Annotated in this window: 24 protein-coding genes; 20 read left to right on the top strand and 4 right to left on the bottom strand. The window is 44.0% G+C overall.

The features are described 5' to 3' along the window. Positions 1-9 precede the first annotated feature (9 nt). The 17 genes from LEP1GSC050_RS06940 to LEP1GSC050_RS06865 all read left to right on the top strand — a co-directional run bounded on the left by LEP1GSC050_RS06940 (position 10) and on the right by LEP1GSC050_RS06865 (position 14,855). On the top strand, positions 10-786 hold the full coding sequence (locus LEP1GSC050_RS06940; protein WP_010570520.1) for a segregation and condensation protein A: 777 nt from the start codon (positions 10-12) through the stop codon (positions 784-786). Further along, entirely contained in the window at positions 762-1,331 is a 570-nt protein-coding gene (scpB, locus tag LEP1GSC050_RS06935) for an SMC-Scp complex subunit ScpB (RefSeq protein ID WP_010412087.1), read from the top strand. The genes LEP1GSC050_RS06940 and scpB overlap by 25 nt, the downstream gene beginning before the upstream one ends. Further along, a complete protein-coding gene (gene pheA / locus LEP1GSC050_RS06930) occupies positions 1,318-2,409 on the top strand; it encodes a prephenate dehydratase (RefSeq protein WP_010570519.1) in 1,092 nt (363 codons plus the stop codon). Before scpB ends, pheA begins: the two co-directional genes overlap by 14 nt. Then, complete coding sequence (locus tag LEP1GSC050_RS06925) at positions 2,406-3,419, top strand: prephenate dehydrogenase (RefSeq protein WP_010570518.1); 1,014 nt, start codon at positions 2,406-2,408, stop codon at positions 3,417-3,419. Before pheA ends, LEP1GSC050_RS06925 begins: the two co-directional genes overlap by 4 nt. Beyond that, positions 3,400-4,716 carry a 3-phosphoshikimate 1-carboxyvinyltransferase gene (aroA, locus tag LEP1GSC050_RS06920; RefSeq protein ID WP_010570517.1) on the top strand — a complete coding sequence of 439 codons (1,317 nt, stop codon included), beginning with the start codon at positions 3,400-3,402 and terminating at the stop codon, positions 4,714-4,716. Before LEP1GSC050_RS06925 ends, aroA begins: the two co-directional genes overlap by 20 nt. Then, positions 4,713-5,426 (top strand): (d)CMP kinase, encoded by a 714-nt coding sequence (cmk, locus tag LEP1GSC050_RS06915; RefSeq protein ID WP_010570516.1) that lies wholly within the window; start codon positions 4,713-4,715, stop codon positions 5,424-5,426. Before aroA ends, cmk begins: the two co-directional genes overlap by 4 nt. 32 nt (positions 5,427-5,458) lie before the next feature. Continuing rightward, complete coding sequence (locus LEP1GSC050_RS06910; protein ID WP_010412073.1) at positions 5,459-7,141, top strand: 30S ribosomal protein S1; 1,683 nt, start codon at positions 5,459-5,461, stop codon at positions 7,139-7,141. Between the two features lie 22 nt (positions 7,142-7,163). Further along, the gene (locus LEP1GSC050_RS06905; RefSeq protein ID WP_010570515.1) at positions 7,164-7,907 is read left to right on the top strand and encodes a YfgM family protein; all 744 of its coding nucleotides are present in this window, start codon (positions 7,164-7,166) and stop codon (positions 7,905-7,907) included. 1 nt (position 7,908) lies between these two features. After that, positions 7,909-8,520, top strand: coding sequence for an ATP phosphoribosyltransferase (hisG, locus tag LEP1GSC050_RS06900; RefSeq protein ID WP_010570514.1), 612 nt, complete (start codon positions 7,909-7,911; stop codon positions 8,518-8,520). A 75-nt stretch (positions 8,521-8,595) separates the two neighbouring features. Beyond that, positions 8,596-8,796 carry a 50S ribosomal protein L32 gene (gene rpmF / locus LEP1GSC050_RS20555; RefSeq protein ID WP_010570513.1) on the top strand — a complete coding sequence of 67 codons (201 nt, stop codon included), beginning with the start codon at positions 8,596-8,598 and terminating at the stop codon, positions 8,794-8,796. Positions 8,797-8,940: 144 nt separating this feature from the next. Beyond that, a complete protein-coding gene (plsX, locus tag LEP1GSC050_RS06895) occupies positions 8,941-9,945 on the top strand; it encodes a phosphate acyltransferase PlsX (RefSeq protein ID WP_010570512.1) in 1,005 nt (334 codons plus the stop codon). Between the two features lie 140 nt (positions 9,946-10,085). After that, a complete protein-coding gene (fabG, locus tag LEP1GSC050_RS06890) occupies positions 10,086-10,850 on the top strand; it encodes a 3-oxoacyl-[acyl-carrier-protein] reductase (protein ID WP_010570511.1) in 765 nt (254 codons plus the stop codon). A 456-nt stretch (positions 10,851-11,306) separates the two neighbouring features. Beyond that, the gene (acpP, locus tag LEP1GSC050_RS06885) at positions 11,307-11,540 is read left to right on the top strand and encodes an acyl carrier protein (RefSeq protein ID WP_010412054.1); all 234 of its coding nucleotides are present in this window, start codon (positions 11,307-11,309) and stop codon (positions 11,538-11,540) included. 70 nt (positions 11,541-11,610) lie between these two features. Next, positions 11,611-12,348, top strand: a complete 738-nt coding sequence (rnc, locus tag LEP1GSC050_RS06880) for a ribonuclease III (RefSeq protein WP_198012833.1) — start codon at positions 11,611-11,613, stop codon at positions 12,346-12,348. 13 nt (positions 12,349-12,361) lie between these two features. After that, the gene (locus LEP1GSC050_RS06875; protein WP_010570509.1) at positions 12,362-12,823 is read left to right on the top strand and encodes an NUDIX domain-containing protein; all 462 of its coding nucleotides are present in this window, start codon (positions 12,362-12,364) and stop codon (positions 12,821-12,823) included. Next, positions 12,820-13,911: a 3-dehydroquinate synthase gene (gene aroB / locus LEP1GSC050_RS06870; RefSeq protein WP_010570508.1), complete on the top strand. Its 1,092-nt coding sequence runs from the start codon at positions 12,820-12,822 to the stop codon at positions 13,909-13,911. Before LEP1GSC050_RS06875 ends, aroB begins: the two co-directional genes overlap by 4 nt. Positions 13,912-13,985: 74 nt before the next feature. After that, positions 13,986-14,855 carry a mechanosensitive ion channel family protein gene (locus LEP1GSC050_RS06865; protein WP_010570507.1) on the top strand — a complete coding sequence of 290 codons (870 nt, stop codon included), beginning with the start codon at positions 13,986-13,988 and terminating at the stop codon, positions 14,853-14,855. Between the two features lie 55 nt (positions 14,856-14,910). Here the strand turns inward: LEP1GSC050_RS06865 and pyk are convergent, their stop codons facing one another. Next, entirely contained in the window at positions 14,911-16,335 is a 1,425-nt protein-coding gene (gene pyk, locus LEP1GSC050_RS06860) for a pyruvate kinase (RefSeq protein WP_010570506.1), read from the bottom strand. A 101-nt stretch (positions 16,336-16,436) separates the two neighbouring features. Between pyk and LEP1GSC050_RS06855 the strand changes: the two genes are divergently transcribed. Genes LEP1GSC050_RS06855 through LEP1GSC050_RS06845 form a run of 3 tightly spaced genes read left to right on the top strand, consistent with a single transcriptional unit; the run spans position 16,437 to position 19,266 of the window. Beyond that, positions 16,437-17,345 carry a histone deacetylase family protein gene (locus LEP1GSC050_RS06855; protein WP_198012838.1) on the top strand — a complete coding sequence of 303 codons (909 nt, stop codon included), beginning with the start codon at positions 16,437-16,439 and terminating at the stop codon, positions 17,343-17,345. A 2-nt stretch (positions 17,346-17,347) separates the two neighbouring features. Further along, entirely contained in the window at positions 17,348-18,166 is an 819-nt protein-coding gene (locus tag LEP1GSC050_RS06850) for a hypothetical protein (RefSeq protein WP_010570504.1), read from the top strand. Further along, positions 18,163-19,266 carry a SpoIIE family protein phosphatase gene (locus LEP1GSC050_RS06845; RefSeq protein WP_010570503.1) on the top strand — a complete coding sequence of 368 codons (1,104 nt, stop codon included), beginning with the start codon at positions 18,163-18,165 and terminating at the stop codon, positions 19,264-19,266. The genes LEP1GSC050_RS06850 and LEP1GSC050_RS06845 overlap by 4 nt, the downstream gene beginning before the upstream one ends. Positions 19,267-19,286: 20 nt before the next feature. On the opposite strand, the gene LEP1GSC050_RS06840 is transcribed toward LEP1GSC050_RS06845, so the two are convergent. The 3 genes from LEP1GSC050_RS06840 to LEP1GSC050_RS06830 all read right to left on the bottom strand — a co-directional run bounded on the left by LEP1GSC050_RS06840 (position 19,287) and on the right by LEP1GSC050_RS06830 (position 23,679). After that, the gene (locus tag LEP1GSC050_RS06840) at positions 19,287-21,182 is read right to left on the bottom strand and encodes a hypothetical protein (protein ID WP_020987545.1); all 1,896 of its coding nucleotides are present in this window, start codon (positions 21,180-21,182) and stop codon (positions 19,287-19,289) included. 3 nt (positions 21,183-21,185) lie between these two features. After that, positions 21,186-21,662, bottom strand: a complete 477-nt coding sequence (locus LEP1GSC050_RS06835; RefSeq protein WP_040911503.1) for a putative lipoprotein — start codon at positions 21,660-21,662, stop codon at positions 21,186-21,188. 88 nt (positions 21,663-21,750) lie between these two features. After that, positions 21,751-23,679, bottom strand: a complete 1,929-nt coding sequence (locus LEP1GSC050_RS06830; RefSeq protein ID WP_040911501.1) for a glycoside hydrolase family 36 protein — start codon at positions 23,677-23,679, stop codon at positions 21,751-21,753. Positions 23,680-23,809 lie beyond the last annotated feature (130 nt).

Below are 23,809 nucleotides of genomic sequence, written 5' to 3'. Positions count from 1 at the left end.
TTTTGAAATATGGAGAGGGAGGACGGTGGGAAGACCTTCGTGGTCCAATGGAATAATACGGAAGGCGGAATTACCGAGGGGCCTTTAAATCTCCTTTGGTCTCTGATCGAAAGTTATAAAGTCGATATATTCGAAGTTTCTCTTTCGAGAATTACGGAAGACTTTCTCCACTTTCTAAAAATTTCGGAAAATATCCACATAGACTTGGGCGCAGAATACGCATTGATGGCTGCGAATCTAGTGTATTTGAAATCGAAAGCACTATTACCCGATCCGGGGTTTGAAGAAGAAGACTATGATCCGCCTCTCCCGCCGGAACTAGTCGAAAAACTCCTGGAACACAAGAAATTCCAACTTACGGCCCAGAAGCTATCCGAAGTCGATAAATCTCAGTCCGGCGTTTTTGCCCGGGAAAGTAACCAAGTCATTGAAGAGCAAGATTCTTGGCTGGATTTAAGTTTGCTCGACCTTATCTCAGCCTTTAACGAGATACTTGAAAAACGGGAGGAAGAAGGGGAGATTCCCGCTTTACTTACCGCGCCCCACCGATATTCTGTCGAGGAAAAGATGGAGTCGATTTCCACACTCCTCGTCGAAAGGTCCGATATTTCTTTTGAGGAATTGTTTTCGTTGGTCAAACCCGAGAAAGCGGAAGTTGTCGCTGTCTTTTTGGCAATGCTAGAACTCTGCAAACAGAGAATCCTGGTAATTCGCCAGCATAAAACCTTCGGCGAAATCCGTATTTTCTTGGTGGGAGAACCGTGGAACGCGAAAAATCCGGCTTAAAGGGACTGATAGAAGCCCTCCTTTTCCTTTCCGGGGAACCGCTCAAGCTTGCCAGCATCGCCAAATCGGTCGAGTGCGAGAAGCACGAAGCCAGGGAAATTCTAGACGAACTAATTTTGGACTATCAGGAAAGAGACGGCGGATTCGTTCTTCGCGAGATTGCCGGCGCCTACCAATTCGCGACAAATGAACGTTTTTCCGAGATTTTAGGAAAACTTTTTAAAGAAAAAAAAAGGGACCAGCTATCACGCTCCAGTTTAGATACGTTAGCTATCATTGCATACAAACAACCGATCACTTTGTCGGAAATAGACGATATCCGAGGAGTTTCTTCCAGAGCCATGGTCACCTCCTTGATTTCAAAAAAATTGGTCAAACCGGTCGGTAATAAGGAAGTGCCCGGTCGCCCGGCGCTCTACGGAACCACGAAAGAATTCCTATTGCATTTCGGCCTAAATAAACTTTCAGACTTACCGGCTCCCGTCGAAGTAAAAGAGCTAAAATTCGAAAACCTGGACGACTTAATCGAAAATGGCCAAGAATAACGACAAACTAAAAGAGTTCAGAGAAAAAATAGATTCTCTGGATAAAGAAATCGTCAAGGCCATTTTGGCCAGAGCGGAGATAGCATCCGCGATCGGCGAGATCAAACGCGAAAACAAGGATCCGATTTATCGACCCGATCGAGAGAAGGACGTATATGAGAAAATTTTAAATCTCAACGTTGGACCTCTTCCGGACAAAGTTCTGATCGCTATCTATCGAGAAATCATGTCAGGATCCTTTTCGGTGGAAAAAGGACTTTCCGTAGGATATCTGGGGCCGGAGGGATCTTTTTCCCATCAAGCCGTCCGGGCAAGATTCGGAGCTTCCGTGGAAGCGAGCGAGTTCCCGTCCATTCCGGAAGTATTTCGCGCTGTTGAGACGGATAAAGTGGATTACGGAGTCGTTCCTGTGGAAAATTCCTCCGAGGGGTTAGTCAACTCCACCCTGGACCAGTTTTTAGTTTCGGATCTTAATATTTATTCGGAGATCTATCTTAAAATTACTCTGAATCTTCTCGGTTTCGAGCATGATCTCCATAAGATTGAAACTCTTTATGGAATCAAGATCGCTAATTCACAATGTAGAAATTGGATTGCGGCGAATCTTCCTCACGTTCAAATTTCCGAGACTCCATCCACCTCCAGGGCGGCAAGTATCGTCGCGGAGAAAAAGGAAGGATGTGCGGCTATCGCGTCCTCGATCGCTGCCGAAATCTACGGACTGGATGTGATTCGCGAATCTATCGAAGATATGTCGGGAAATTCCACCCGATTTCTGATTATCGGTAAAAACCAATGTCCTCCAACCGGAAATGATAAGACTTCGATCGTGCTTTCCGTTCCGGATAAACCCGGGTCCTTATATTCGGTATTGAAACCGTTCTTTGATAAGGGAATCAATCTTTCTAAAGTGGAAACGAGACCGACAAGAAGAACATCCTGGGAATATAACTTTTTCATCGATTTTCACGGACACAGAAAGGACCCGGTCATCGAGGAAGTTTTGAATGCACTTAAGGAAAATACAATATACTTGAGGGTACTGGGTTCTTACCCGGTTTCTCCGCCGAATCCGTGAATTTTCCTTTTCGTAAAATTCTAATTTACGGTCTCGGATTGATGGGGGCTTCGCTTTCGCTTGCCCTAAAGAAAAAACAGGCCGGTGCGGAAGTTACCGGAATCGTATCTTCCGAAGAAAGTAAGAAAAAGGGAATCTCTTTAGGTTCTGCGGATCATCTACTAACGTCCGTCGAGTTTCAAAATGCTCCGAATTGGAACTCGTACGATTTAATCGTATTCGGTGTTCCCGTCGATACGACGATCGAATTGATACGAACTCTGCCCAAAAATTTTAGCGGATATATGACGGATATGGGATCCACTAAGAGAGATATTATTTCGGCGGTAGATTCGGCATTAACACACGGTTTTAAAGTAGAACCGAAACTATACGAGGATACCTCGATCGAATCCATAGACGATTCCGATATTCAATCCGGAAAAAATACCGTATCTTTATCGGGACATAGATACGTTTCTTCCCATCCGATGTGCGGATCGGAGGAATCAGGTTTAGAATTTGCTAATGCGGATTTGTACGAAAACCGACTCTGTATTCTGACTCGTCCTAAGGATGCTCTTCCCGATGCATATTCTAAATTGGAATCTTTTTGGAGATTCTTAGGAATGGAAACGATCGAGATCCCGGCTCTCGAACACGACCGAATATTATCCTACGTTTCTCATGCTCCACATTTGATCTCGTCAATTATGACGAACTGGGTTTGGGAAAACGAGTGCGTCCAAAAGTTTACGGAAGGATCTCCTCTCCCGTTAACAGGCGGAGGATTCAGGGATATGACGAGAATCGCAGGTTCGAACCCGAAAATGTGGGCTCCGATATTTTCTTCCAATCGGGACGAGATCTATAAGTCTCTTCAAGAATTTAGAAAACATTTGGACGGAATAATTTCCGAATTGGATCCGCAAAAGCCGCTCGACCCCGATCACTGGAAGTCCTTCATGGAAAAAGCCCGGGTCGATCGGGACGGAATATTAAAACACAATAATGGTCCCAAGAAAAGCTAATTCTTTCGGCCGGGAAGTAGAAGTACCCGGCGATAAATCCCTTTCTCATCGTGCCGTACTTTTCTCGGTCCTTTCCCGAGGAACGTCCAAAGTCACCGGATTTTTAGAAGCGGAAGATCCGCTGAATACGATGAACGCTTTCGCTCAGGTCGGCCTTCAGGCGGAAAAGAAATCGTCGGGAGCCTATCTATTCACTAGTCCGGGTAAAGCTAATTTGCATTCTCCCAAAGCGGAATTGGATTTCGGAAATGCGGGAACTGGAATCCGACTTTCGGCAGGACTTCTTTGCGGGGTTCCAGGGATTCATGCGATTCTCAACGGCGATGCTTCCTTGAGGAAACGTCCCATGTCTAGAATCATAAAGCCTCTGGTCGCCATGGGAGCCTCGATAGAAGGGGAGTCGGATCGAGCCCCTTTGAAAATTATCGGTCGGAAGTTGGGATCGTTTTCTTACGTCAGTCCGATAGCCTCCGCCCAGGTCAAATCCTGCTTGATGCTTGCCGCAATGGCTTCAGAAACTCAGTTGGAATACGACGAAGAAATTTTATCTAGGGACCACACGGAGAATATGTTTCGATATTTAGGTAACTCGATCGATTATTTTAGTCCGACCCATTTTAAGATTTCTCCGCCATATCAATTTCAACCCGGAGAATTTAAAGTTCCGGGAGATATCTCCTCTGCCGCTTTTTTTTTGGTGCTGGGAGTTCTACTAAAGGAAGGTTCCATCGTTGTTCGCAACGTAGGTTTAAATCCTTCCAGAGTGGGGATCTTAAAAGCTCTTCGTGCGATGGGTGCGAAAATATCAGTTCATAACGAGCGGATAGAATGCGGGGAACCCGTGGGAGATCTGGAAGCAATTTCGTCTAACTTACACTTTGCTGAGATTCCCGCGGAATGGATGCCTTCTTTGATAGACGAGGTGCCTATTCTTACAATCGCCGGACTCTTTGCCAAGGGAGGATTTAGGATTCGGCATGCGGAAGAATTAAGAGCCAAAGAATCGGATAGGATCAAAGCAATGGTGGACAATCTTCGCTCTCTAGGAATCGAAGTCTGGGAATACCAAGACGGCTACGAATTTTCCGAATTAGGAAAAGGGAAAATGTCATCCGAATTGGATGCCTGGCTCTCCGGAAAAGGTGGAAAAATACTGACCAGAATGGATCATCGAATCGCAATGAGCTTCTTGATCTTAAAAACTCTCACCGGACTTCCTTTAGAGATTGATGAAACTTCTTGGATCGAAACCTCTTTTCCCGGTTTCGAGGAAAAGCTCGGATCGGTACTCGTATGAACGAAAATGTTATCGCTTTGGACGGTCCCGCAGGTTCGGGTAAAAGTACGGTCGCTAGAGAACTTGCGACTAAGTTAGGTTATAAATATTTGGATTCGGGCGCTTTCTATCGCGCCTTAACTCTTTACATTTTTAGAAAGTATAAAAAAATCCGACCCAAGGAAAGTTTTCAGGAATGGGTCGGAAAAGGAAATCCGGATGAATTGTCCGACGGCGCGATCGTGGAATGCGTCTTCTCCGAGTCGGAGGAAAATAAGATTTTTCTAAACGGCGAAGATGTTTCCTTGGAGATTCGAATTCCTGAGATTACAAAAGAAATAAAACACATCGCCAATAAAAAATCGTACCGCGAATTCGTAAATAAACAGCTACGCAATCTTGCCTTAATCCACAAATTAATTATGGACGGTAGAGACATAGGTACCGCCGTATTTCCGGATGCGCGTTACAAATTCTTCTTAACCGCATCCTCTCGCGTTAGGGCTGAAAGAAGATATTATCAATTAAAAGAGCAAGGAATCGATTCGGATTTGGATGAAATCGAAAAAGAAATCATCGCTCGTGATAAATCGGATACAGACCGTGAAATCGCGCCTTTGAAACAGGCAAAAGACGCAATCCTCATTGACACAGATAGGTTGCCAAAAAATACTGTTATTGGTAAGATTCTTGAGTGCCTAGAACATGGCATTTTAGGCGATCCGCACTAATCCCAAATAAATAACCGAGTATTCCAGCCCCTATGAGTAGCCAACAAGACAAGTCCACTTTTGCAGAAGTTTTCAAACAGTGGGAAGAAAAGAAAAACGATGAAGCCGAAGTCCGGAAGGACCAGGTCGTAGACGGGAAGGTTGTCTCGGTAGATACCGATTTCGTCTATGTCGCCATCGAAGGGCTGAAACAAGAAGGGCGCATCGCTCGGGCTGAATTTGACGAAAAACCCGAATTAGGAAGTATTGTCACTGCACTGGTTAAGCGGAAAGAATCCACGGATTCGGGCTGTATTCTTTCTAAAAAAGAAGCCGACCAAAGAAAAGGTTGGGAAGTCGTTAAGGATGCATTTAAGAATAATTATCAAGTAACCGGTCGTCTCGTTAATGAGATTAAAGGCAAAGGTTATATCGTAAACGTTGAGGGTTCGGAGCTTTTCTTACCGGCTTCGCAACTTAGTTATAAATTTTCCGATGGCGAAAATTACAAAGGCGTAGAACTCGATTTTAAAATTATCGAAGTCAATGAGCGCACTCGCTCCGGAGTCGTTTCCCGGAAAAAACTTTTGGACGAAGTCAATAATGAAAAATGGGATGCACTCGTTCAGAAAATCAACGTAGGCGATAAAGTAAAAGCGGTCGTATCTAAGATCGCTAGCTTCGGCGTGTTTTGCGATTTGGAAGGAGTCGTTGGACTTCTTCGCCAGAAAGATATTTCGTATAAAAAATTCGCTCCCTTTAAGCAATATTTTACCATAGGCCAAGAAGTAGAACTCCAAGTTCTGGAAATGGACAAAGAGAACAACAAACTGGCGCTCGGACTTAAACAACTGTACGAAGATCCTTGGGTTTGGGCTCAACGATCCTTGGAAAAAGATATGGTTGTTCGCGGAACGGTCACTTCTCTTACTAATTTCGGAGCTTTCGTCGAATTGAAAGAAGGCTTAGAAGGTCTTATTCATACCTCCGAACTAACTTGGTCCAAAAAACCTCCGCATCCGAAAGATCTCCTTAAAAAAGGTCAAGAGGTCGAAGCTCTAATTCTAGATATCGATTTCGAGAACAGAAGACTTTCTTTGGGACTGAAACAGCTTCAACCAAACCCTTGGGATACTCTCGGCCCGGAAGTTCGCGTAGGGAATTCGTTGACCGGAAAAATAACCGGAATCACTAAGTACGGCGCCTTCGTAGAAGTCGAAAACGGAATCGAAGGTTTGATTCATATCAGCGATATTACCTGGGACGAAAAACAAAAGAACCCAACCTCCTTATTGAAAAAGGGAGAAGAGGTTAAATACGTAATCCTCGATATCAACTTCGACGCTCAGAGAATTTCATGCGGACTCAAGCAATTGCAAGAACATCCTTACGATTCTTTGCGTAATAGATATCCGGTCGGATGCGTGGTCGAAGGAAAGATTAAGAGTATCGTCGACTTCGGAATGTTTGTGGAGATCGAACCCGGCTTTGAAGGCCTTGTTCATATTTCCGAAATTCCCGGCGGAAAAGATAGCAATCTTCAGGAAACTTATAAACCGGGCGACATCGTTAAATGCGCTGTCGTTAAGATCGACTCGAAGAATAAGAAGATTTCCCTTTCTATTAAGGATTTCGATAAGGCGTTGGAGCGGGAAGAGATGGCAAAGTATCTCAAAACTTCCGATGCGCCTTCTCGCGAAAGTCTCGGTAGCTTTATCAACTCCTCTTTGAAGTAAGGGGAGATTTCGGAAGACTTCCATGAAACGCTTCGAACCAAAGAACGTTAAATCATCCGTGCAGGTGAACGTGGATCCGTACGCCGATTTGAAAGGCGCTGAGAGAGCGTTTACCATTTTCTTCTCGAAAGTGGGTGAATATCGGAAACAGGTTCTGATCGGGGTCGTCGTTTTAATCATTACTACGATAGGAGTTGTGGGTTGGAACGAATATCGCGCCGACCAATTCCGCAAAGGAACTCTGGCGATCGAAGTTTTGGAAAAGAAATTTCTACTGAATCCTACCATCGATCTAACGGATAAGATTAAGCAATACGAAGAAGTTGCGTTGACTTACCATTCCAAATCTTTAAACATTCGTCTTTCCAAAACCCTAGGCGATTTATACGCACGCAACGGAGAATTCTCTAAAGCTGCGACTAAATTGGAATGGGCCGGAAAGGAAATCGACGAACTCCCTGAGCTTAAGGCGTACTTTTTCTATATAGCGGGCAATTATCGCGAAAGCGGAAATCAATTTCCTGAGGCGGAAAGCGACTACGATACTGCAGTTTCGCTTTTAAATAATCGCAGGAATGTCGCCGGATTTTACTCCTGGAGTCTGTACCAATCCGCTCGCTTAAAAGCCAAGAACGGCAAAAAGGCGGAAGCGAAAGAAAACCTTCGCAAGGTACTGGAACAGGAAATTTCCTCTCCATCCGACGAATATAAATCCGTTCGGGAACTCTCTACTTATCTTTTAGTAAAATTGAATCAAGGATCTTGATATGCTGACTCTGGCGCTTCCGAAAGGGCGACTCGCAGAGGAGAGTATCGAGCTTATGATTTCTAAGGGTTGGTTGGAAGGCCGCCCCGATCCGGATTCCAAAGAACTGATTTATAAGGATTCAAAAGGGAAGGTGAGAATTCTTCTCGTTCGCTCCCAAGATGTGGCAACATACGTGGAGCAAAATGCTGCGGATGCAGGTATTGTAGGTTGGGATGTATTGAAAGAAGGCGGATACGACCTTCTTTTACCCCTGGATCTTGGTATCGGAAAATGTAGATTATCCGTGGCCGCTCCGCAAGGCTGGAATCTTAGCTCGGGCGGGCGTAAGGTTCGTGTGGCGACAAAGTATCCGAATATCGCCAGGGATTTTTTCCTTTCGAAAGGAATAAGTTGCGAAGTCATTAAGCTGTATGGAAGTATAGAACTTGCTCCTCTAGTAGGGTTATCGGATTGCATTGTAGATCTGGTATCTACCGGGAGTACATTACGTGCGAATAATTTGAAAGAAATCGAGACAATTCTAGAGTCTACGGCTAGACTGGTTTTTAACCGTTCTTCCTTATATTCAAAGCGGCAAGAAGCCGGCGAATTTCTGGATTCCTTTGCATAGTTTGAAAAACAGTTGTATAAACGCCGTCAAAAAAAATCATAGTCGTAAAACGACCTTATCTAATAGAGAAGAACAATGGCAGTTCCTAAGAGACGAAAATCTAAATCCAAAGTAAGGATGAAACGGGCCCATCATGCGATCGGCAAACCGAACCTGGTCCCCTGTCCGAACTGCAATTCTTTCCGCCCGCCGCATAGAATTTGTCCAGTTTGTGGTTTTTACAAAGACCGCGTAGTTCTGGAGCCTAAAGTTAGGAAGTCTAACGAAGAGACCTAATTTTCCTATGGCGCCTTTTAAAACCGGCGACCGGATAGGAGCCAATCTCCATATATTTTCTGTTCCCGCGTTCCGTGGGAAGTTTTCCAACCGATCGTTCTCAAACCTTGAGATCGGTCTGCCAACTGGCCTTTAAGGTTTCCCATGTGGGTCGCCGTCGATGCGATGAGCGGCGATTACGGTCCGGATCGGATCGTGGAAGGCGCAGTAGTAGCGGTTAACGAAGACAAACGTAACGTAGTTCTCGTTGGAAAAGAAGAAGAGATCAGTGAAATTCTTTTAAAGTACGATTATGATACCGAAAAGATTCGTATCATTCATGCGGGCGAAATTATCGAGATGCAGGATTCTCCTTCGATCGCAGTCAGAGCGATGCAGGACTCCTCTGTCGTTCAAGCCGCGCAATTAGTCGCGGATAAAAGCTGCGTCGGTATGTTTTCTCCGGGGAATACCGGAGCGACGATGGCTTCGGCGCTTCTTTATTTGGGACGAATTCCCGGAGTTCTGCGCCCGCCGATTGCAGCCCCGATTCCAAGGGAGAAAGGACCTCCTACATTACTCGTAGACGCGGGCGCCAACGTCGATTGCAAACCGGAATACCTGGCACAGTTTGCAGTGATGGGCGAAATCTATTCTCGTCTTATTTTCACCATTCCTAGGCCGAAAGTAGGTCTGCTTTCCAACGGAGAAGAGGATAAGAAGGGAAATTCAGTCACGCAGAAGGCGTTCGAATTATTACGAAAACTTCCGATCGAATTTGTAGGTAATGTGGAAGGCCGTGATCTTTATGGGGGCGGTAGAGAAGTGGACGTAGTCGTTTGCGACGGCTTTGTAGGCAATATCGTCTTGAAGGCAACGGAAGGATTATCCAAATCTATCTTCAACGTTCTGCGCGAGAGCATCGCGCAATCCAGTTTGGCTCAGACCGGGGCGCTTCTCTTAAAACCCACTTTTACTGCGATCAAGAAACGACTGGATTATGCAGAATATGGTGGAGCTTTATTATTGGGCGTCGATGGGACTTGTCTAATCGGACACGGCTCTTCCAATGCTCATGCGGTGAGAAGCGCGATTCGAGTCGTCGTTGAATGTGCCGAACGAGACGTAAATAATAGAATCACTGAAGACATTAAGAAATATAATATTTGATTCTCTTCTATAAGAAGGGACTTTTCCCATTTTTCAGTTCATTCTTTATGATATTTGAATGATGCTTCTCCGCAAAACCCCCTTGACCCCTCGGATGCCGAAAATACGCTAACCGCAGAATCTGGTGAGGAAAGAAACCAATGATTGATCTGAAAGGCAAAAATGCCATTATTACCGGGTCTGCCCGTGGAATTGGGAAAGCAACCGCTCTTAAACTGGCTCAAGCCGGCGCTAATGTTGTAATTGCAGATTTGAACGAGGAAGCGAGCAAGGCTACTGCGGCTGAAATCGCAAAAACTACCGGCGTAAAAGCGATCGGGATATCCGTCAACGTTGCGAATGCAGAATCCGCACACGCGGGTATTCAAGCGACTGTGGACGCGTTCGGTTCCGTAGATATCCTAGTAAATAACGCAGGAATTACCAAAGACACCTTACTTCTCAGAATGAAGCAGGAACAATGGGATGCCGTTATCGCCGTTAACCTTACGGGAACCTTTAACTGCACACAGGCCGCAATTAAGTTCATGGCAAAGAACCCGAATGGGGGATCGATTATCAACCTATCCTCTATCGCCGGAGTAAACGGCAATATCGGACAAACCAATTATTCAGCTTCTAAAGCCGGGGTAATCGGGTTTACTAAGGCCGTTGCGCTGGAAATGGCTTCTCGTAAAATTCGCTGTAACGCGATCGCTCCGGGCTTCATTCATACGGAAATGACCGATGCGATTCCGGAAAAACTCCGCTTGGCGATGATAGCTGCCATTCCTTTAAAACGTGCGGGACAGCCAGAAGATATCGCGAATACGATCGCTTTTCTTGCATCGGATATTTCTTCTTTTATCACTGGACAAGTGATCGAAGTAAACGGCGGGGGATTTCTACCCGGAGCTCAAGCATAAGAAAAACGAAGCGTTTTCGACGACGAAATCGTACCCAAAAGCCCGGTTTTTACCGGGCTTTTTCGTTTTTATGCAGAATGCACGGCGAACGCCGTTAGAATGTCTAGGTAAATGTGCAAGTTTCTCCTAGCGTTCGTTCGAAAGAAGAGTTTCATTGCGAATTTTGAATGAAATCAAGTTCGTATTTTCGATTTTAGTTTGGTTTTCCAAGTTAGAATTCCGGAATAAAATAAATTCCGTATTTTATCGAAAGAAACTTTGAGTAAATGTGACTTTTCACTTACGAAATTTTTTCCTCGGATTTTTCTTTTCCAACGGGTTTTTTTCGGAATCTAATCCGTTAACGCTTGCCAAAACTTTCCAGATAAAAATGTTTAAAAATCGGTGGATGAATTAATCCCCAGTTCTAAACCTAACTAAAACTTACATACCACTTCGGTGGTACGGAGGAAACAAATGGCAGATTTCGAAAAGATAAAGTCCATCATCGTTGAGCAACTCGGAGTCGACGAATCCGAAGTCACTCCCGAAGCGCACTTCATCGATGACCTTGGAGCAGACTCCCTTGATACCGTTGAGCTAGTAATGGCTCTTGAAGAGGAGTTCGGTGTTGAAATTTCCGACGAGGATGCTGAAAAGATCCAAACCGTCGGAGATGTTATCAAATTCATCGACGCTCTTAAGTCCTAATTTGAACTAGATTTCCGGGTTCTTACGGGAACTCGGAATTCTCTTTTTTTCTTTCTTTTATCAAACTCCTTTGATAAAAAAAAATCCACCTTCTAAAACGAAACTTAACAAGCTCGAAAGGCTGAAAGGCCTAACAATATTGTGCGATTCGCTAGGAATCCGTTTTAAAAAAACAGAGCTACTCGAACTTGCATTCGTGCATAGTTCGTATCAAAACGAAAGTTCGGAATTTGAAGAAGATAATGAGCGTCTAGAATTTCTGGGTGATTCCGTATTGGGATTAGTAGTTGCTCGCTTTCTTTACGGTAAGCATCCGAATGCAACCGAGGGAGAACTTTCCAGACTCAAAGCTAAATTAGTTTCCACCGCTGTTTTAAACATCGTTAGCAATCATTTAAAATTATCCGATTACGTACTATTGGGAAAAGGCGAAGGGCAGGGTTCCAGTCAAAAGAAATTAAGCGCGAACCTCTTCGAGTCCCTTATCGGAGCGATTTATCTGGATCAGGGACTCGAGATTGCGGAAAAAATAATTCTGAATCATTTAATAGCATTTGCGGAAAATCCCGAAAAGATGGAGTCTGTAAAGGATTTCAAAACTCTTCTCCAGGAAACTTGTCAAAGGAAGTTTAAACTACTGCCTACCTACAGATTGATTCAAGAATCCGGACCGGATCACGCTAAGACTTTTCTTGTTAGCGTAAGAATTCGAGACAGATACGAGGCAGAAGGAACCGGGCGAAATAAGAAGTTTGCGGAACAAGATGCCGCTCGCAAAATGCTTAAGGTCCTCGGAATAAAGGACTGATAAACAAACTCGAATGGAATTCTTCTTCAAGAAAAAAGGCTTACGTGTTCGGGTTGCTGCATTGATCAGGAATAGACAGGGAGAAATCTTACTTTTACAGCAGAAGAAAAAGGATTCGTACTATTGGTTATTGCCCGGGGGGGGAATCGAATTCGGAGAGAGCGCGGAAGAAGCGCTGAGAAGAGAACTAAAGGAAGAGTTATCGCTCGACGTCACTTCGGCCTCTTTTTTATTTTTGAACGAATCTATAGATCCGAAAGGAAATCGTCATCTTATACAATTGGTCTTTTTAACGAAGGTGAAAAAACTGGATCCTGAAATGAATCTAAAGGAAAAAGCTATTACCGGATTCGGATATTTTCCCGTAGCAGCCATTAAGGAAATGGATATTCGGCCTGACATTAAATCCTACCTTTCCTCCGTAAAGTTTAAGCCCGCGCCATATCTTAAAAGCCAATGGGTGTATGATAAATGAATCCGATTCAAGAAATTAGAATCAAGACATCCTTAAAGGAATATTCGATTATTTTGAATCGCGATTTCAAAGGTTTGGCCGAATCGATTTTAAATATTAAAGGGATATCTTCCGTTTTTATAATTACGGAACGAAAGCTTGCCGGTCTCTTTTCCAAATTTTATAATCAAGAGTTGCAGACGATCGGTTTACCTGTCCAAGAGATCTACATTCGGGGCGGTGAAAAGAATAAGCATATCGGGCGTACGGCGCAAGTCTATGATCAACTAATCCGTTCGGGAGCGGATCGTAAAAGTTTGATACTCGCAGTCGGCGGCGGAGTAGTCGGGGACTTCGCGGGATTTATCGCATCCACATTCTTACGCGGAGTCCGATTCGCCCAGGTTCCTACGAGTTTATTAGCCTGTGTCGATTCTTCCGTCGGCGGAAAGGTCGCCGTTAACGCCGACCTTGGAAAGAATATGATCGGTTCTTTTTATCAACCCGAGTTTGTATTCGCTCCGCTCTCCGCTTTATCCACTCTTCCAAGAAAGGAGTGGAGATGCGGTATGGCCGAAATAGTAAAGCATTCCCTGCTGGAGGGCGGCGAGTATTTAGAGATGGTTAAAAATCACGGGTCGGAAATATACGATCACGAATCTCCGATCCTGCACGACTTCATCGCGGACTCAGTACGATTTAAAGCCAAAGTAGTCGAACAGGACGAGCGGGAAACAGGACTGCGTAAGACATTGAATTTAGGTCACACGACGGCCCACGCTATCGAATCTCTTACTAAGTATAAAAAGTATTCGCACGGGGAGGCAGTTTCCATCGGTTTACTCACTGCTATGATTTTATCCTCCGAAAAGGAGGGGCTCGATGCTTCTTTTATCGATCTCGTTAAGAGTATTTTGCAAAAATATGATTTACCGTATCAGGATCAAAGTAAATCCAAACAGGTCGCCCTTCATACGCTGCACGATAAAAAAAACGTAGGTAATTCTATCCGGTTTGTTTTGTTGAAAGCTCCGGGCGACCCGGTTTGGGATATACCGGTCGCTCTCGGAGAAATTGCCGAAGCTTTTCGTAAGCAAAAGAAGTTATAAAAAGGGGTTCCCGCTCGGGCTAGAATAACCTTGATCGATAGAGCCTATATCGGCTAAATTGTCACTCCTGGCTTATGGAAGAAATTTTAGAGTTAATTAATCCGTTCCATTTGTTGAAACTAAAGGAACGCTCTATTTCCCAAGAGTTCGTCTTAGTCGTTTATTTCATTTTTTCTCTCATCGTTATATATAAGAGTTTTGTTCTATTATTCGATCGCATAAAACCGCCGACGGACGCCTCCGCGCAGTATAACCGACGGAGAATGACTCGAATATCCTTTGTGGTCGTCGGCGCGATTTCCCTCCTTCCGATCATTTTTTCCGGATTATCCTACCTCCCTACGGTGATGGGGCTCGCGGGAGCGGGTATCGTAATCTCTTTAAAAGATATTACTCTAAACTATGTGGGTTGGTTCCTGATTCACGGAAGTAACGGATTCGAAGTCGGGGATCGAATCGAATTGGACGGGATAAAAGGAGATGTGGTCAATATCGGTCTTAATCGGTTTACTTTAATGGAACTCAGCCCCGATCCGAAGTCCGAACAATCGACGAATCGGCTTGTCCATATTCCAAACCATTCGGTGATTTTGCATAAGGTCTACGTAGTTAAAGAAAGAATGGGATTCGTTTGGGACGAGTTCAAGGTAAAGATTCCGCACGGAGCGAATTGGCAGAATGCCGAAACGATCTTAAACTCCATCATTAAAAACGAATCCATCATCGATCGACATCAGATCGATTATACGGCTCGAGAACTCTCTAAGAATTATCTGGTTCGTTTGGGGATCACTACCCCGATCGTTTATATTTGCGCCGAAGAAGGCGGGATCTTATTTTCTCTCCGTTATCTGACGCATATTAAAGAAAAGCGAAACCAAAGGGCGAATATCTCCCGAGAAATACTTAAAGAATTCGGGAACGCTCAGATCCCATTAGCATAAGAGAATTCTATTTTTAAGGTCGGATAAAAAAGTTCTCGGAGAAATCGGATTCATTTTATCGTATTTTATAAATTTGTAAAAAATCAACCGACTTTGCTTGTCCTCCGGGAGCGCCCGAAAGAATCACCACGATATCTCCTTGGCCGAGCATTCCATCTTCGGCCAATTTCGTTTCCATGTGTCGAATCATATCCTGAAACGTGTCCATGAAGGGCATGACATAAGGTTGAACTCCTCTATACAATTTCATTTTTCGAGCTGTGGCGAGATATGGAGTAAAGGAAAGAATAGGAACCTTAGGTCTCATCTCGGATGTGATTAAGGCCGAATAACCGCTCCTGGTAAAATTAACGATCGCTTTTGCACGAATGTCATGGGCGATTTCTCTAGCTGCGGAACCTAAAGCGGCTCTTTCAACTTCCAGCTCGGATTTTTTTAGATTCCAATGGATCTCGTAAATTCGATCGATATTCTCCGCTTCCCTTAATATCTTTGCCATCATCTCGGCGGATTCAACCGGATATTTCCCACTCGCGGATTCGCCGGACAACATAACTGCATCAGTACCGTCCATGACCGCATTCGCAACGTCGCTAGCTTCAGCTCTGGTGGGTCGTGGATTCTCCACCATCGATTCCAACATTTGAGTCGCTGTAATGACGGGTTTTCCCGCACGATTGGCCTTAAAGATTAATTCTTTCTGTAAAACGGGAACTCTTTCGGTTTCCACTTCTACTCCGAGATCGCCTCGGGCGATCATGATTCCATCGGCAGCGGCGATAATTTCGTCGATATTTCGGATTGCCTCCGGCCGTTCTATTTTTGCGATAAGTCCTGTCAGAGTTCCTCTCATCATTTCACGGGCCATTTCCAAGTCGCTTGCGCGACGAACGAAGCTCAATGCGACGTAATCCACTCCGAGACTCAGAGCGAATTTTAAATCTGATAGGTCTTTCTCGGAGAGCGCCGGAGCGGAGATGGGAGTCCCCGGCAAATTGATTCCTTTGTTGCTTTTTAAGATGCCTCCGATTATAACCTTTAAAACGGCTTCCGAGTCGGTTTTCGAATCCACTTCCAAAACCAATTTACCGTCATCGACCAGAAGTTTGTCGCCGGCTCTTAGGTCTTCAATTAAAGTGGGAAAGGTTGTGCCGACGGCTTCCGCGTCTCCTAAGTAATCCGCATTTGCGAGTAGGCGAATTGTTTTACCTTTTTCCAATTCGACTTGAGGAGCGCGAAGTTTTCCGGTTCGAATTTTCGGTCCTTGCAAATCCGCCATGATTCCAAGTGGAACACCGGATTCGGATTCGCATTTTCGAAGTTTTTCGAAGATTTTTTTGTGATCTTCATGAGTTCCGTGGGAAAAGTTCATTCTTGCTATGTCCATTCCCGCTCGCAATAGAGAAGTGATGATAGACTCTTCCGAGGAGGATGGACCGATGGTGCATACGATTTTTGTTTTCTTTTCCGGGCTAAACATGAATAGGAACCTCCGAGATGTTGGACGTATATAAGACCGCGATTTCCTTCTTTACGGGGCGAAACGGAAGGGTAAGCTTGGGAAAAAAAAGGCACGCCCCTTTGCGACAAAAGTTAGAACGGATCGCTCTCATTTACCATCCGGAATATAATATGGACTTGGGCGCCCACGTATTCCCCGCTCGTAAGTACGGGATGATATACAACCTAGTCAAGGAAGATCCGAAACTTTCCGGTTTACTTGCTCTACAACCCGCTCCAGTGGGAGTAGAAGAACTCAGTTTGGTTCACACTCCCGAATTTCTTTCCGACTTTATGAATCTTCGTTATACCGATCGAACCATGTATTCGGAGCTGCCTCTGAATAAGGAAATTGTTCGCAGTTTTTGCTTAGGCGTCGGGGGGACGATTCTCGCGACGGAGACTACCGAAAATTACAAATATGTATATCATATCGGCGGAGGATTTCATCACAGCATGCCCGATCGAGCCGAAGGATTTTGTTATCTGAACGACGCCGCAGTCGCCACTAAATTATATCTTCAAAAATATCCGGATAAGAAGGTTCTGTATATAGATCTGGACTTGCATCAAGGAAACGGAAATGCTAAGGTTTTTAAGGACGATCCGTCGGTTTGGACATTTTCGATGCATCAGGAACAATTATATCCAAAGAAGGAGCTTTCAAGTCTTGATATTCCTTTGGAGAATGGAACGGACGACAAAACATACTTAAAGGCTCTGGCGGAGGGATTAGACAAGACTCGAGCTAATTTTACGCCGGACTTGATTTACTATTTTGCAGGAGCCGATCCGTTTGAAGACGATTCACTCGGTGATTTAAAATTAACTTTCGAAGGTCTCAAAAAGAGAGATAAGATCGTAAAGGAATTTGCTGATTCTCTGGATGTTCCTGTAGTCATTCTTCCTGCGGGAGGGTATGCGAGAAATTTTCATGATACTGTTAGAATTCATTTTAATACCATCCGGGTATTCGCCTCTCTGATTTAATAATGAGTATTTTTTCAAATTCTGATAAATCCGGCGCCGGTGAAAATTACATAGATCCGGAAGCACTGGGCTTAATAGACATCAATCGAGAATTTAAAACACATCTAGGAATAGAGGATACTCTCTTTAACCGTTTCTCAAAAGAGGAAGTCGCCGAACTTTTGACGGAGAGCGGGATGTTCGAGATGCTTGCGTTTCGAGGATTCGATAAAACGAATCTTGAAATTCAGGGAATTTCCGAAGTGGACAACAGGATTTATATAAAAACTCCTACCAACGCCATTCTGGTTCATATGCGTCTGAAGTTTTCAGACTTTCTCTTTAAAAAAGTCGGCGAGGCGTTCCCGATGGTCTATATCGATTGGTTATTGAGCCAAAATGTTCGCTTAGGAAAATTGAAGGAAAAGAAACGATTATTTGAAGGCCAGGAATATCCCGGCCTCAATGTGATGAACGAGATCACCAGTTTTATTCGTCTGCTTGCCGGTAAAATAGGCGCTGCGGGCGCGTTTAATATTCCGGAATATTTTCACGATGCAGTTCTGTTCCATAAAAACTTTCGGTATCTCAGTCCGGAAAAAGAAGGGGAATTCAGAGCGTTACTCCGTTCGTTTCGGAAAGAAAATCTTCGCTCTCTTTCGGGGGCGATTCATTCGGGGCAAATAATGGATGATACCACCTCGGACGTTTATAAATGGACGTACGGCGAAATGGTATCCTGCATAAATACGTATTTAGAAAAATCCTTGTTTGACGAAGAATATGATTCTACCGTTGCCAAGATTTCCAAGTCCAAGGCATTTTCCAGGATCAAAAAATGACATCACTTTCCATAAAACCTGAAATCCTGATCATCGACGATGATCGTGACGTAGGTGAGGCGCTAGAAGTTTTACTTCAAAAGTTGGGGTACAACTCGACTTTTTTCGATTCGGTAGACCGAGGAAAAGAATATTTCGAGAAAGAAGCGAATCCGATCGTATTTTTAGATATCCATATGCCTCATACAAGCGGGTTGGACGTCCTACCGTATTTCAAAAACCTGAATCCGGCGACGCAAGTGATCATGATGACCGGCGAGAGGGATATTAATAATGTAGTCACCTCTCTCACTCATAAAGCCTCTGATTTTCTTTTAAAACCGTTTTCCTTGCAAACTGTTCGAATTGCCGTGCAAAGGGCTTTAGATTATTATACTTTAGTAAAGGAAAAGGAGGCGAGGGATGAAAATATTTTACGCGACCTTCGTCTCGCTTCTAAGATTCAGAGAAAAATTCTATCCGTTCCGGACTTTGCTCCTTATAAGGTGTTGGTCGATAACACTCCCGCATCCTATGTGAGCGGCGATTTTTATGTTCTTTCTAAATCAAATGGGACCGTTTTGGCTTTGTTAGGTGATATCGAGGATCACGGAGTAACGTCCGGACTGATCGGGCTTTTGATGACGAGCATTGCAAGAGAAGCATATAAGGAAAAGGACGATCCGTCGCATGTACTTCGCAGAATGAACGAGGAGCTTTCAACGGAAATCGGAACTCATAGTATGACAGCGGCAGTCATAGTAATAAAGCCGGAAATGAAGAGGTTTCTTTATGCGAGAGGAGGACATCCTTTTCCCGTCCTATATAGGAAGGAAGGAATGCTTCTATTAAAGGAAAAGTCCGGTCAGTTGTTGGGAATCATGGACCAACTGGAATTTGAAGCGCACGAAGTTCCTTTTCAGAGCGGAGATATATTATTTTTATACAGCGACGGGTTATTGAATAATCTTTCCAGTCCTCTTTTTTCGGAACTAGAAGAATTGCGCAAAAAGGATCGCCCGATCGACGAGCTTCAGGAAGCCATACGCGTCTATTCGAAAGCGACATTGCCGACTCGTGAATTTCGCGACGACTCGAGTTATATGTTGATTCAACTGTAGATTCGAAATCCTTCGAATTGCTACGGAAGATCGTCGGTTTTATCGGACTCGGAATCTATAGGCAGAGCTTTCGGAGTTTCTTTCGGGGAGACTTTTGGAAAAGAACCTTTTCTAATATTAAAGAAGGCCAACTCAGGGAGAGAGAAAAACGCGGATTGTAATCCGCTTTTGAGACGTTTTCCTCCGTCAAAGGGAAGAGTAAAAACGCCGAAGATACCGTTACCTAAGCCGTATCCTAGGTTTGCAATTCCGTAAATCGGCCGGACCAAGAATACGTCATCGGTAAAAAAAAGAAAACTAGAATCCTCGGGGTTAGATTCGTAAATCGTGGAGCTTATGGTGTTCGATTCTCGAAGAGACACTATCAGGGAGGATTCGCTTCGGCTCATGAATTCCAGCTTACGCTTTCTATAAGAGAGAACGGATTCTTCCGATCGGAAATGCCAATCGTTCTTTACGCGATTGTACGCGACGAAAGGTATAAAAGATAAGGAGCGCCTTGGATTCACTTTTTGTCCCAGCCACTTTGTATATTCCTCCCCGGATAGAATGGCTTCCAGGGAATCGAAAATTTCCGTCGTACAATTTTTGCCGAGTATATGAAATCGATATAAATCCTTTAAGCTATTATAATATTCTTTTTCCCTTTCTTCGCTTGCTCTTAGTGATTTTTGCAGTTCGGCTTTCTCAGGAATAGGAAAAGAATAGGTTATTTTAGCCGGCAGCGTGGGTGAAAGTTTTTCGAAGGTATTGCGAACGGAAATTTTTCTAGTTAAGCCCGAGCGCAGTTCGAATGCCCGATTTTCCAAATCTTCCCATTTTCGATACTCTTCTTCGCTTAAATCCCGCAAAGAATTTAACGTTTCTCTGAAGTAACTTGCGGCAGCATATAGTTCTTTGGAAGCTTTTTCGGCCAGTACGATATTCTCCCGTATGTTTTCATGCGAGACGGTGTCGGTAAAAGGGGGGAAGGTGATTAAGAAATGAAGCTTTCCCGTATTCAAGCTTTCTTCGATAGCAAGTATCCTTGCAAGAAATACAAGGGAGGGATAACCCCAGTCGGAACTATCTTCGTGAAGCGAGGCAATTAGCGATATTATTAAATTTTCCTTAAGGCCTTTCAATCGCTCTCTTTCTTGTTCGCTAATCGTTGCAGAAATCGGAGAAAAGGATGCCTCTGGATTTAGCCCTGATCCTGATTCTAATGCATTCAAGAAAGATAATTTTTCTAATCGTAATAGAAACCAAGCGGACGGTCCTCCGTTGTAAAAAGGGTAGGCTTTTGAATCGGTCGAAGGATATCGCGGAAAGGCGGAGAATTTCTCTTCCTTGGCCGCTTGAAACAATTCCGATTTTATTTTTGACCGAACCTTTCCTAACCAAGAGTTTCCTAATTCCCCTCTAAGACGTTCGGATAATTCCTTAGTTGATTCGGAGCCGGGAGTTTCATGAAAATAACCCAAAGCAGAAACGGATACTTGGTGATCCACGGAGAGAATTTCCTTAAAGAATAAGGTATCCGATCGCATAGAATCCAGATTACTTAAATGTTTAAATTGCTGAAGGCTTAATCTGTCGAGTCCGCTTCTTATTTTCTCCCAACCTTCGCTCGGTAGGGAAAATCGGACAATTTTACTGCTCCGATTGGAATATACATTATAGGAATGGGAAAAACGCTCGTAAGGTTCCCGAATCAGTCGAAAGATTTCGTCGGGATAATACTGAAAATGATAGATAGTATCGTCAATTCTTAATGCGGAATGGCCGCCGCTGGACTGGCCGGTATTCGCATCTACATAAACGAAATCTAATAGATTCTCCGCTCTAATGGAAGGCGAGAAAGATATATAAGATAAAAGAAGAATGAAGAGGCGGCCTACAGGAATCGACCGCCTTTTGGAAATGGAAAATATCACCCTTTAGATAGAGGTATATCCTTTGCGTAAAGCCTTAGCGACTTCAGGACGAGTGACGGCAAACTCATCCGCAAAACTATTGAATCTATCCGTTTCTACTCCCGCTTTTCTCATTCCGCGACCGATAGCTAAATAAGTTACTTCGGAAGATCTCCAGTCGTTGATTCCGTTTTTGCGCGCCAAAGAAGCTAGGTCTGCCTCAAACTCATTCGGGACCAATCCGTTATTTAGATGAATCGCAGTTAAGGTTTCCACATCTCTACGAAACGCTTTCTTTTCGCTTTTATCGTCGGAAGAAGACGAAGAGAATATAGAGGCCGAGATCGATGATACTGACTTGGAAAGACTTTGAACGGAATCGGATGACTTTGAAACGGATTGCGATACGGACGCAAAAAAATCCAGGATAAAGCAGTTTTGAAGCGTAAGTAGGGCGAACACCATCGCGGCAATTCCTAGGCTCTTTCTTAATAATTTCATTCGTAATACCTCGTCTTTTCCTCGAATATTTTCGAGGAAGAAAGTTTGTGACACGCAGGACCAATCCTGAGTTTTTTTTACCCGATCGTCAACCGAGTTTTCCTGACGAAAGCACCACCGATTCCCAAGCCCCTAAGCGAATCTTAAGAATCTTTTTTCGAGGTTCGATTTCCAATGATTCTACGATTTGTCCGGTCCAATAGTCGATCGTGCTTTTCTTCTCCCACGGAAATGTAAGATTTAATTCGATTTCGCGACTCGTATCGCTTGGATTCCAGATGCCGAGAAACCCGGCAGGGTTATAGAGAGCGCTCGGAAAAAACTCGGAACCGATTCCGATCGGGAGAGGGGTCTTATTTCTACACTTACCTTGCAGATAAAGGGTTTTTTTTAGAAGGTCCTCCCTTTCTTGAGTCAATAAAGCGATCTCGTCCGAAACGAAAAGCATTCCGCCAGAAACTCCCATCACGCTCGCCATAATCTTAGTTTGAGCGGAAGTCATTTTATTTTTTCTATCCCTAACCAATAGGCAATCCGGATCATTGAACCAAAGCGTCCTGTGCATGGAGGCTCGAGTAATGTCGTTTATCAATGCTCGTTCCGTACAAAGAGCGTTTCTATCATTGGCGAAAATTCTCTTCTTTTCACGACCCCAAAACGGAGCCACGTCGCAGGAAATTCTCATCGCATCGAAAAGACCGATGGATGGAACGATCGGTGCTCCGCATCCGAGTAAAAATACGTCTTTTCCGGCGGCCTTTCGAATAAGTTTAATCGCCTCGATATAACGCGTGTGAGGCGATTCGCTTCGATCGTAGGTCCAGCCGGGCAGAAGCGCGGAATATAAAAAATCCAATTTTAAATATTCGTATCCGTACTCCTTTACGATTGTTCGGATCACATAAGTTAAGAATTCCTTGGAGGCGGGATGAGAGACGTCTAAGGTATAAGTAAAATCGAAACCCCAAAGAGGATTCCAAAGAGCCGGAACAGGGTTCCCGTCCCGATCTTTCAGGACCGCTTCCGGATACTTTTGGAAAAATTTGGATTTCTTTCTAACTAGAAAAGGAGCTAACCAAATTCCGGGCGTGAATTTTTCGGATTTGATCGCGTCCGCGATCAATTTCATTCCTCCCGGAAAACGTTCGTTGGTTTCCAGCCAGTCACCGATCTCGGTCTGGTATCCGTCGTCGATCTGAAACACTTTTACTCCGAAATTCTTGGTTCTAAGCGCTTTCAGATTTTTTAATATAATCTTTTCGGAAATTTTTGTGTAATAGTGATACCAGGAGCACCAGCCGGTCGGAACAGGAATCTGTGGAAGCTTTACTTTGAAATTTCTACCCAATTCGGAAAAATAGTTTTTAAGAAATATCGATTCGTCCCCTTTGAATTTTACGACTCGTATCGGAGTCAAAGGAAGTTTATTCCCTTTGAAATCTTCGTATCTGAAAATATCATAGATGGCGATCGCTTCGGACTTTAGAGTTTTTTGATCGGAATTCTCCATAAGGCGTTCCTTTGAGCGAACCCTAAATTTCACTCCTTCCTGTCCTCTGCCGATCACACCCGCAAAATAGTTTTGCTCCTCTCCTTTTGAAAGAGCTAAAATAAATCCTTCCGAAATCCAATCTTCAGAAATTTCCGAATGGGATGAGTATATGTTTTCTTGAGAGTATTGTAAGAACGCCAATTTAGGAGATTCGTCAGGCTCTTTCCAATCATGACTAGCGGATAGACTCCAAGATTGGTATCCATGAAAGAAAATCCTTCCATCTTTTAATCCATGCTCGGGAAGTTCGATTTCGAGAGTTAATAGTTCGAGACCGGCTTGAGGACGGCGATCTGCGATCCAATCTAGTTGAGGAAAATAAGTGTATTTTCCCGCGGTTTTTTGGAGCTTAAGCGATAGGCGGTAAGTTCCACAATCACTGACTGCCTCTTTCGATCCTGAGGAAAATTCGAATCTCGAAATTGATTGCTTCTCGTAAATTCTCGTACGCAAAATGGCGTTCATCTTTGATCCCGGTATCTTATTTTTTATCGTAATATGCAATCGTTCAGTTCCCGATTTCGGCATTCTGCGCTCGAAAATTTGGCAAAAGACCGGTGACCGACAAAAACATGGACGATAGTTTCCTAAATCC

Origin of the sequence: Leptospira broomii serovar Hurstbridge str. 5399, from assembly GCF_000243715.2 — a bacterium.
Classification (GTDB): Bacteria; Spirochaetota; Leptospiria; order Leptospirales; family Leptospiraceae; genus Leptospira_B; species Leptospira_B broomii.
The sequence above is the reverse complement of the archived record's forward strand: the minus strand, read 5'-3'. Positions and strand labels throughout refer to the sequence as shown.

Coding starts and splice junctions, on each gene's coding strand:
- plsX (WP_010570512.1), top strand. CDS start 8,941: ATGTGGGTCGCCGTCGATGCGATGAGCGGCGATTACGGTCCGGATCGG.
- LEP1GSC050_RS06865 (WP_010570507.1), top strand. CDS start 13,986: ATGGAAGAAATTTTAGAGTTAATTAATCCGTTCCATTTGTTGAAACTA.
- acpP (WP_010412054.1), top strand. CDS start 11,307: ATGGCAGATTTCGAAAAGATAAAGTCCATCATCGTTGAGCAACTCGGA.
- LEP1GSC050_RS06835 (WP_040911503.1), bottom strand. CDS start 21,662: ATGAAATTATTAAGAAAGAGCCTAGGAATTGCCGCGATGGTGTTCGCC.
- aroB (WP_010570508.1), top strand. CDS start 12,820: ATGAATCCGATTCAAGAAATTAGAATCAAGACATCCTTAAAGGAATAT.
- LEP1GSC050_RS06940 (WP_010570520.1), top strand. CDS start 10: ATGGAGAGGGAGGACGGTGGGAAGACCTTCGTGGTCCAATGGAATAAT.
- LEP1GSC050_RS06850 (WP_010570504.1), top strand. CDS start 17,348: ATGAGTATTTTTTCAAATTCTGATAAATCCGGCGCCGGTGAAAATTAC.
- rpmF (WP_010570513.1), top strand. CDS start 8,596: ATGGCAGTTCCTAAGAGACGAAAATCTAAATCCAAAGTAAGGATGAAA.
- LEP1GSC050_RS06830 (WP_040911501.1), bottom strand. CDS start 23,679: ATGAACGCCATTTTGCGTACGAGAATTTACGAGAAGCAATCAATTTCG.
- hisG (WP_010570514.1), top strand. CDS start 7,909: ATGCTGACTCTGGCGCTTCCGAAAGGGCGACTCGCAGAGGAGAGTATC.
- pheA (WP_010570519.1), top strand. CDS start 1,318: ATGGCCAAGAATAACGACAAACTAAAAGAGTTCAGAGAAAAAATAGAT.
- cmk (WP_010570516.1), top strand. CDS start 4,713: ATGAACGAAAATGTTATCGCTTTGGACGGTCCCGCAGGTTCGGGTAAA.
- LEP1GSC050_RS06905 (WP_010570515.1), top strand. CDS start 7,164: ATGAAACGCTTCGAACCAAAGAACGTTAAATCATCCGTGCAGGTGAAC.
- pyk (WP_010570506.1), bottom strand. CDS start 16,335: ATGTTTAGCCCGGAAAAGAAAACAAAAATCGTATGCACCATCGGTCCA.
- aroA (WP_010570517.1), top strand. CDS start 3,400: ATGGTCCCAAGAAAAGCTAATTCTTTCGGCCGGGAAGTAGAAGTACCC.
- fabG (WP_010570511.1), top strand. CDS start 10,086: ATGATTGATCTGAAAGGCAAAAATGCCATTATTACCGGGTCTGCCCGT.
- LEP1GSC050_RS06845 (WP_010570503.1), top strand. CDS start 18,163: ATGACATCACTTTCCATAAAACCTGAAATCCTGATCATCGACGATGAT.
- LEP1GSC050_RS06910 (WP_010412073.1), top strand. CDS start 5,459: ATGAGTAGCCAACAAGACAAGTCCACTTTTGCAGAAGTTTTCAAACAG.
- LEP1GSC050_RS06875 (WP_010570509.1), top strand. CDS start 12,362: ATGGAATTCTTCTTCAAGAAAAAAGGCTTACGTGTTCGGGTTGCTGCA.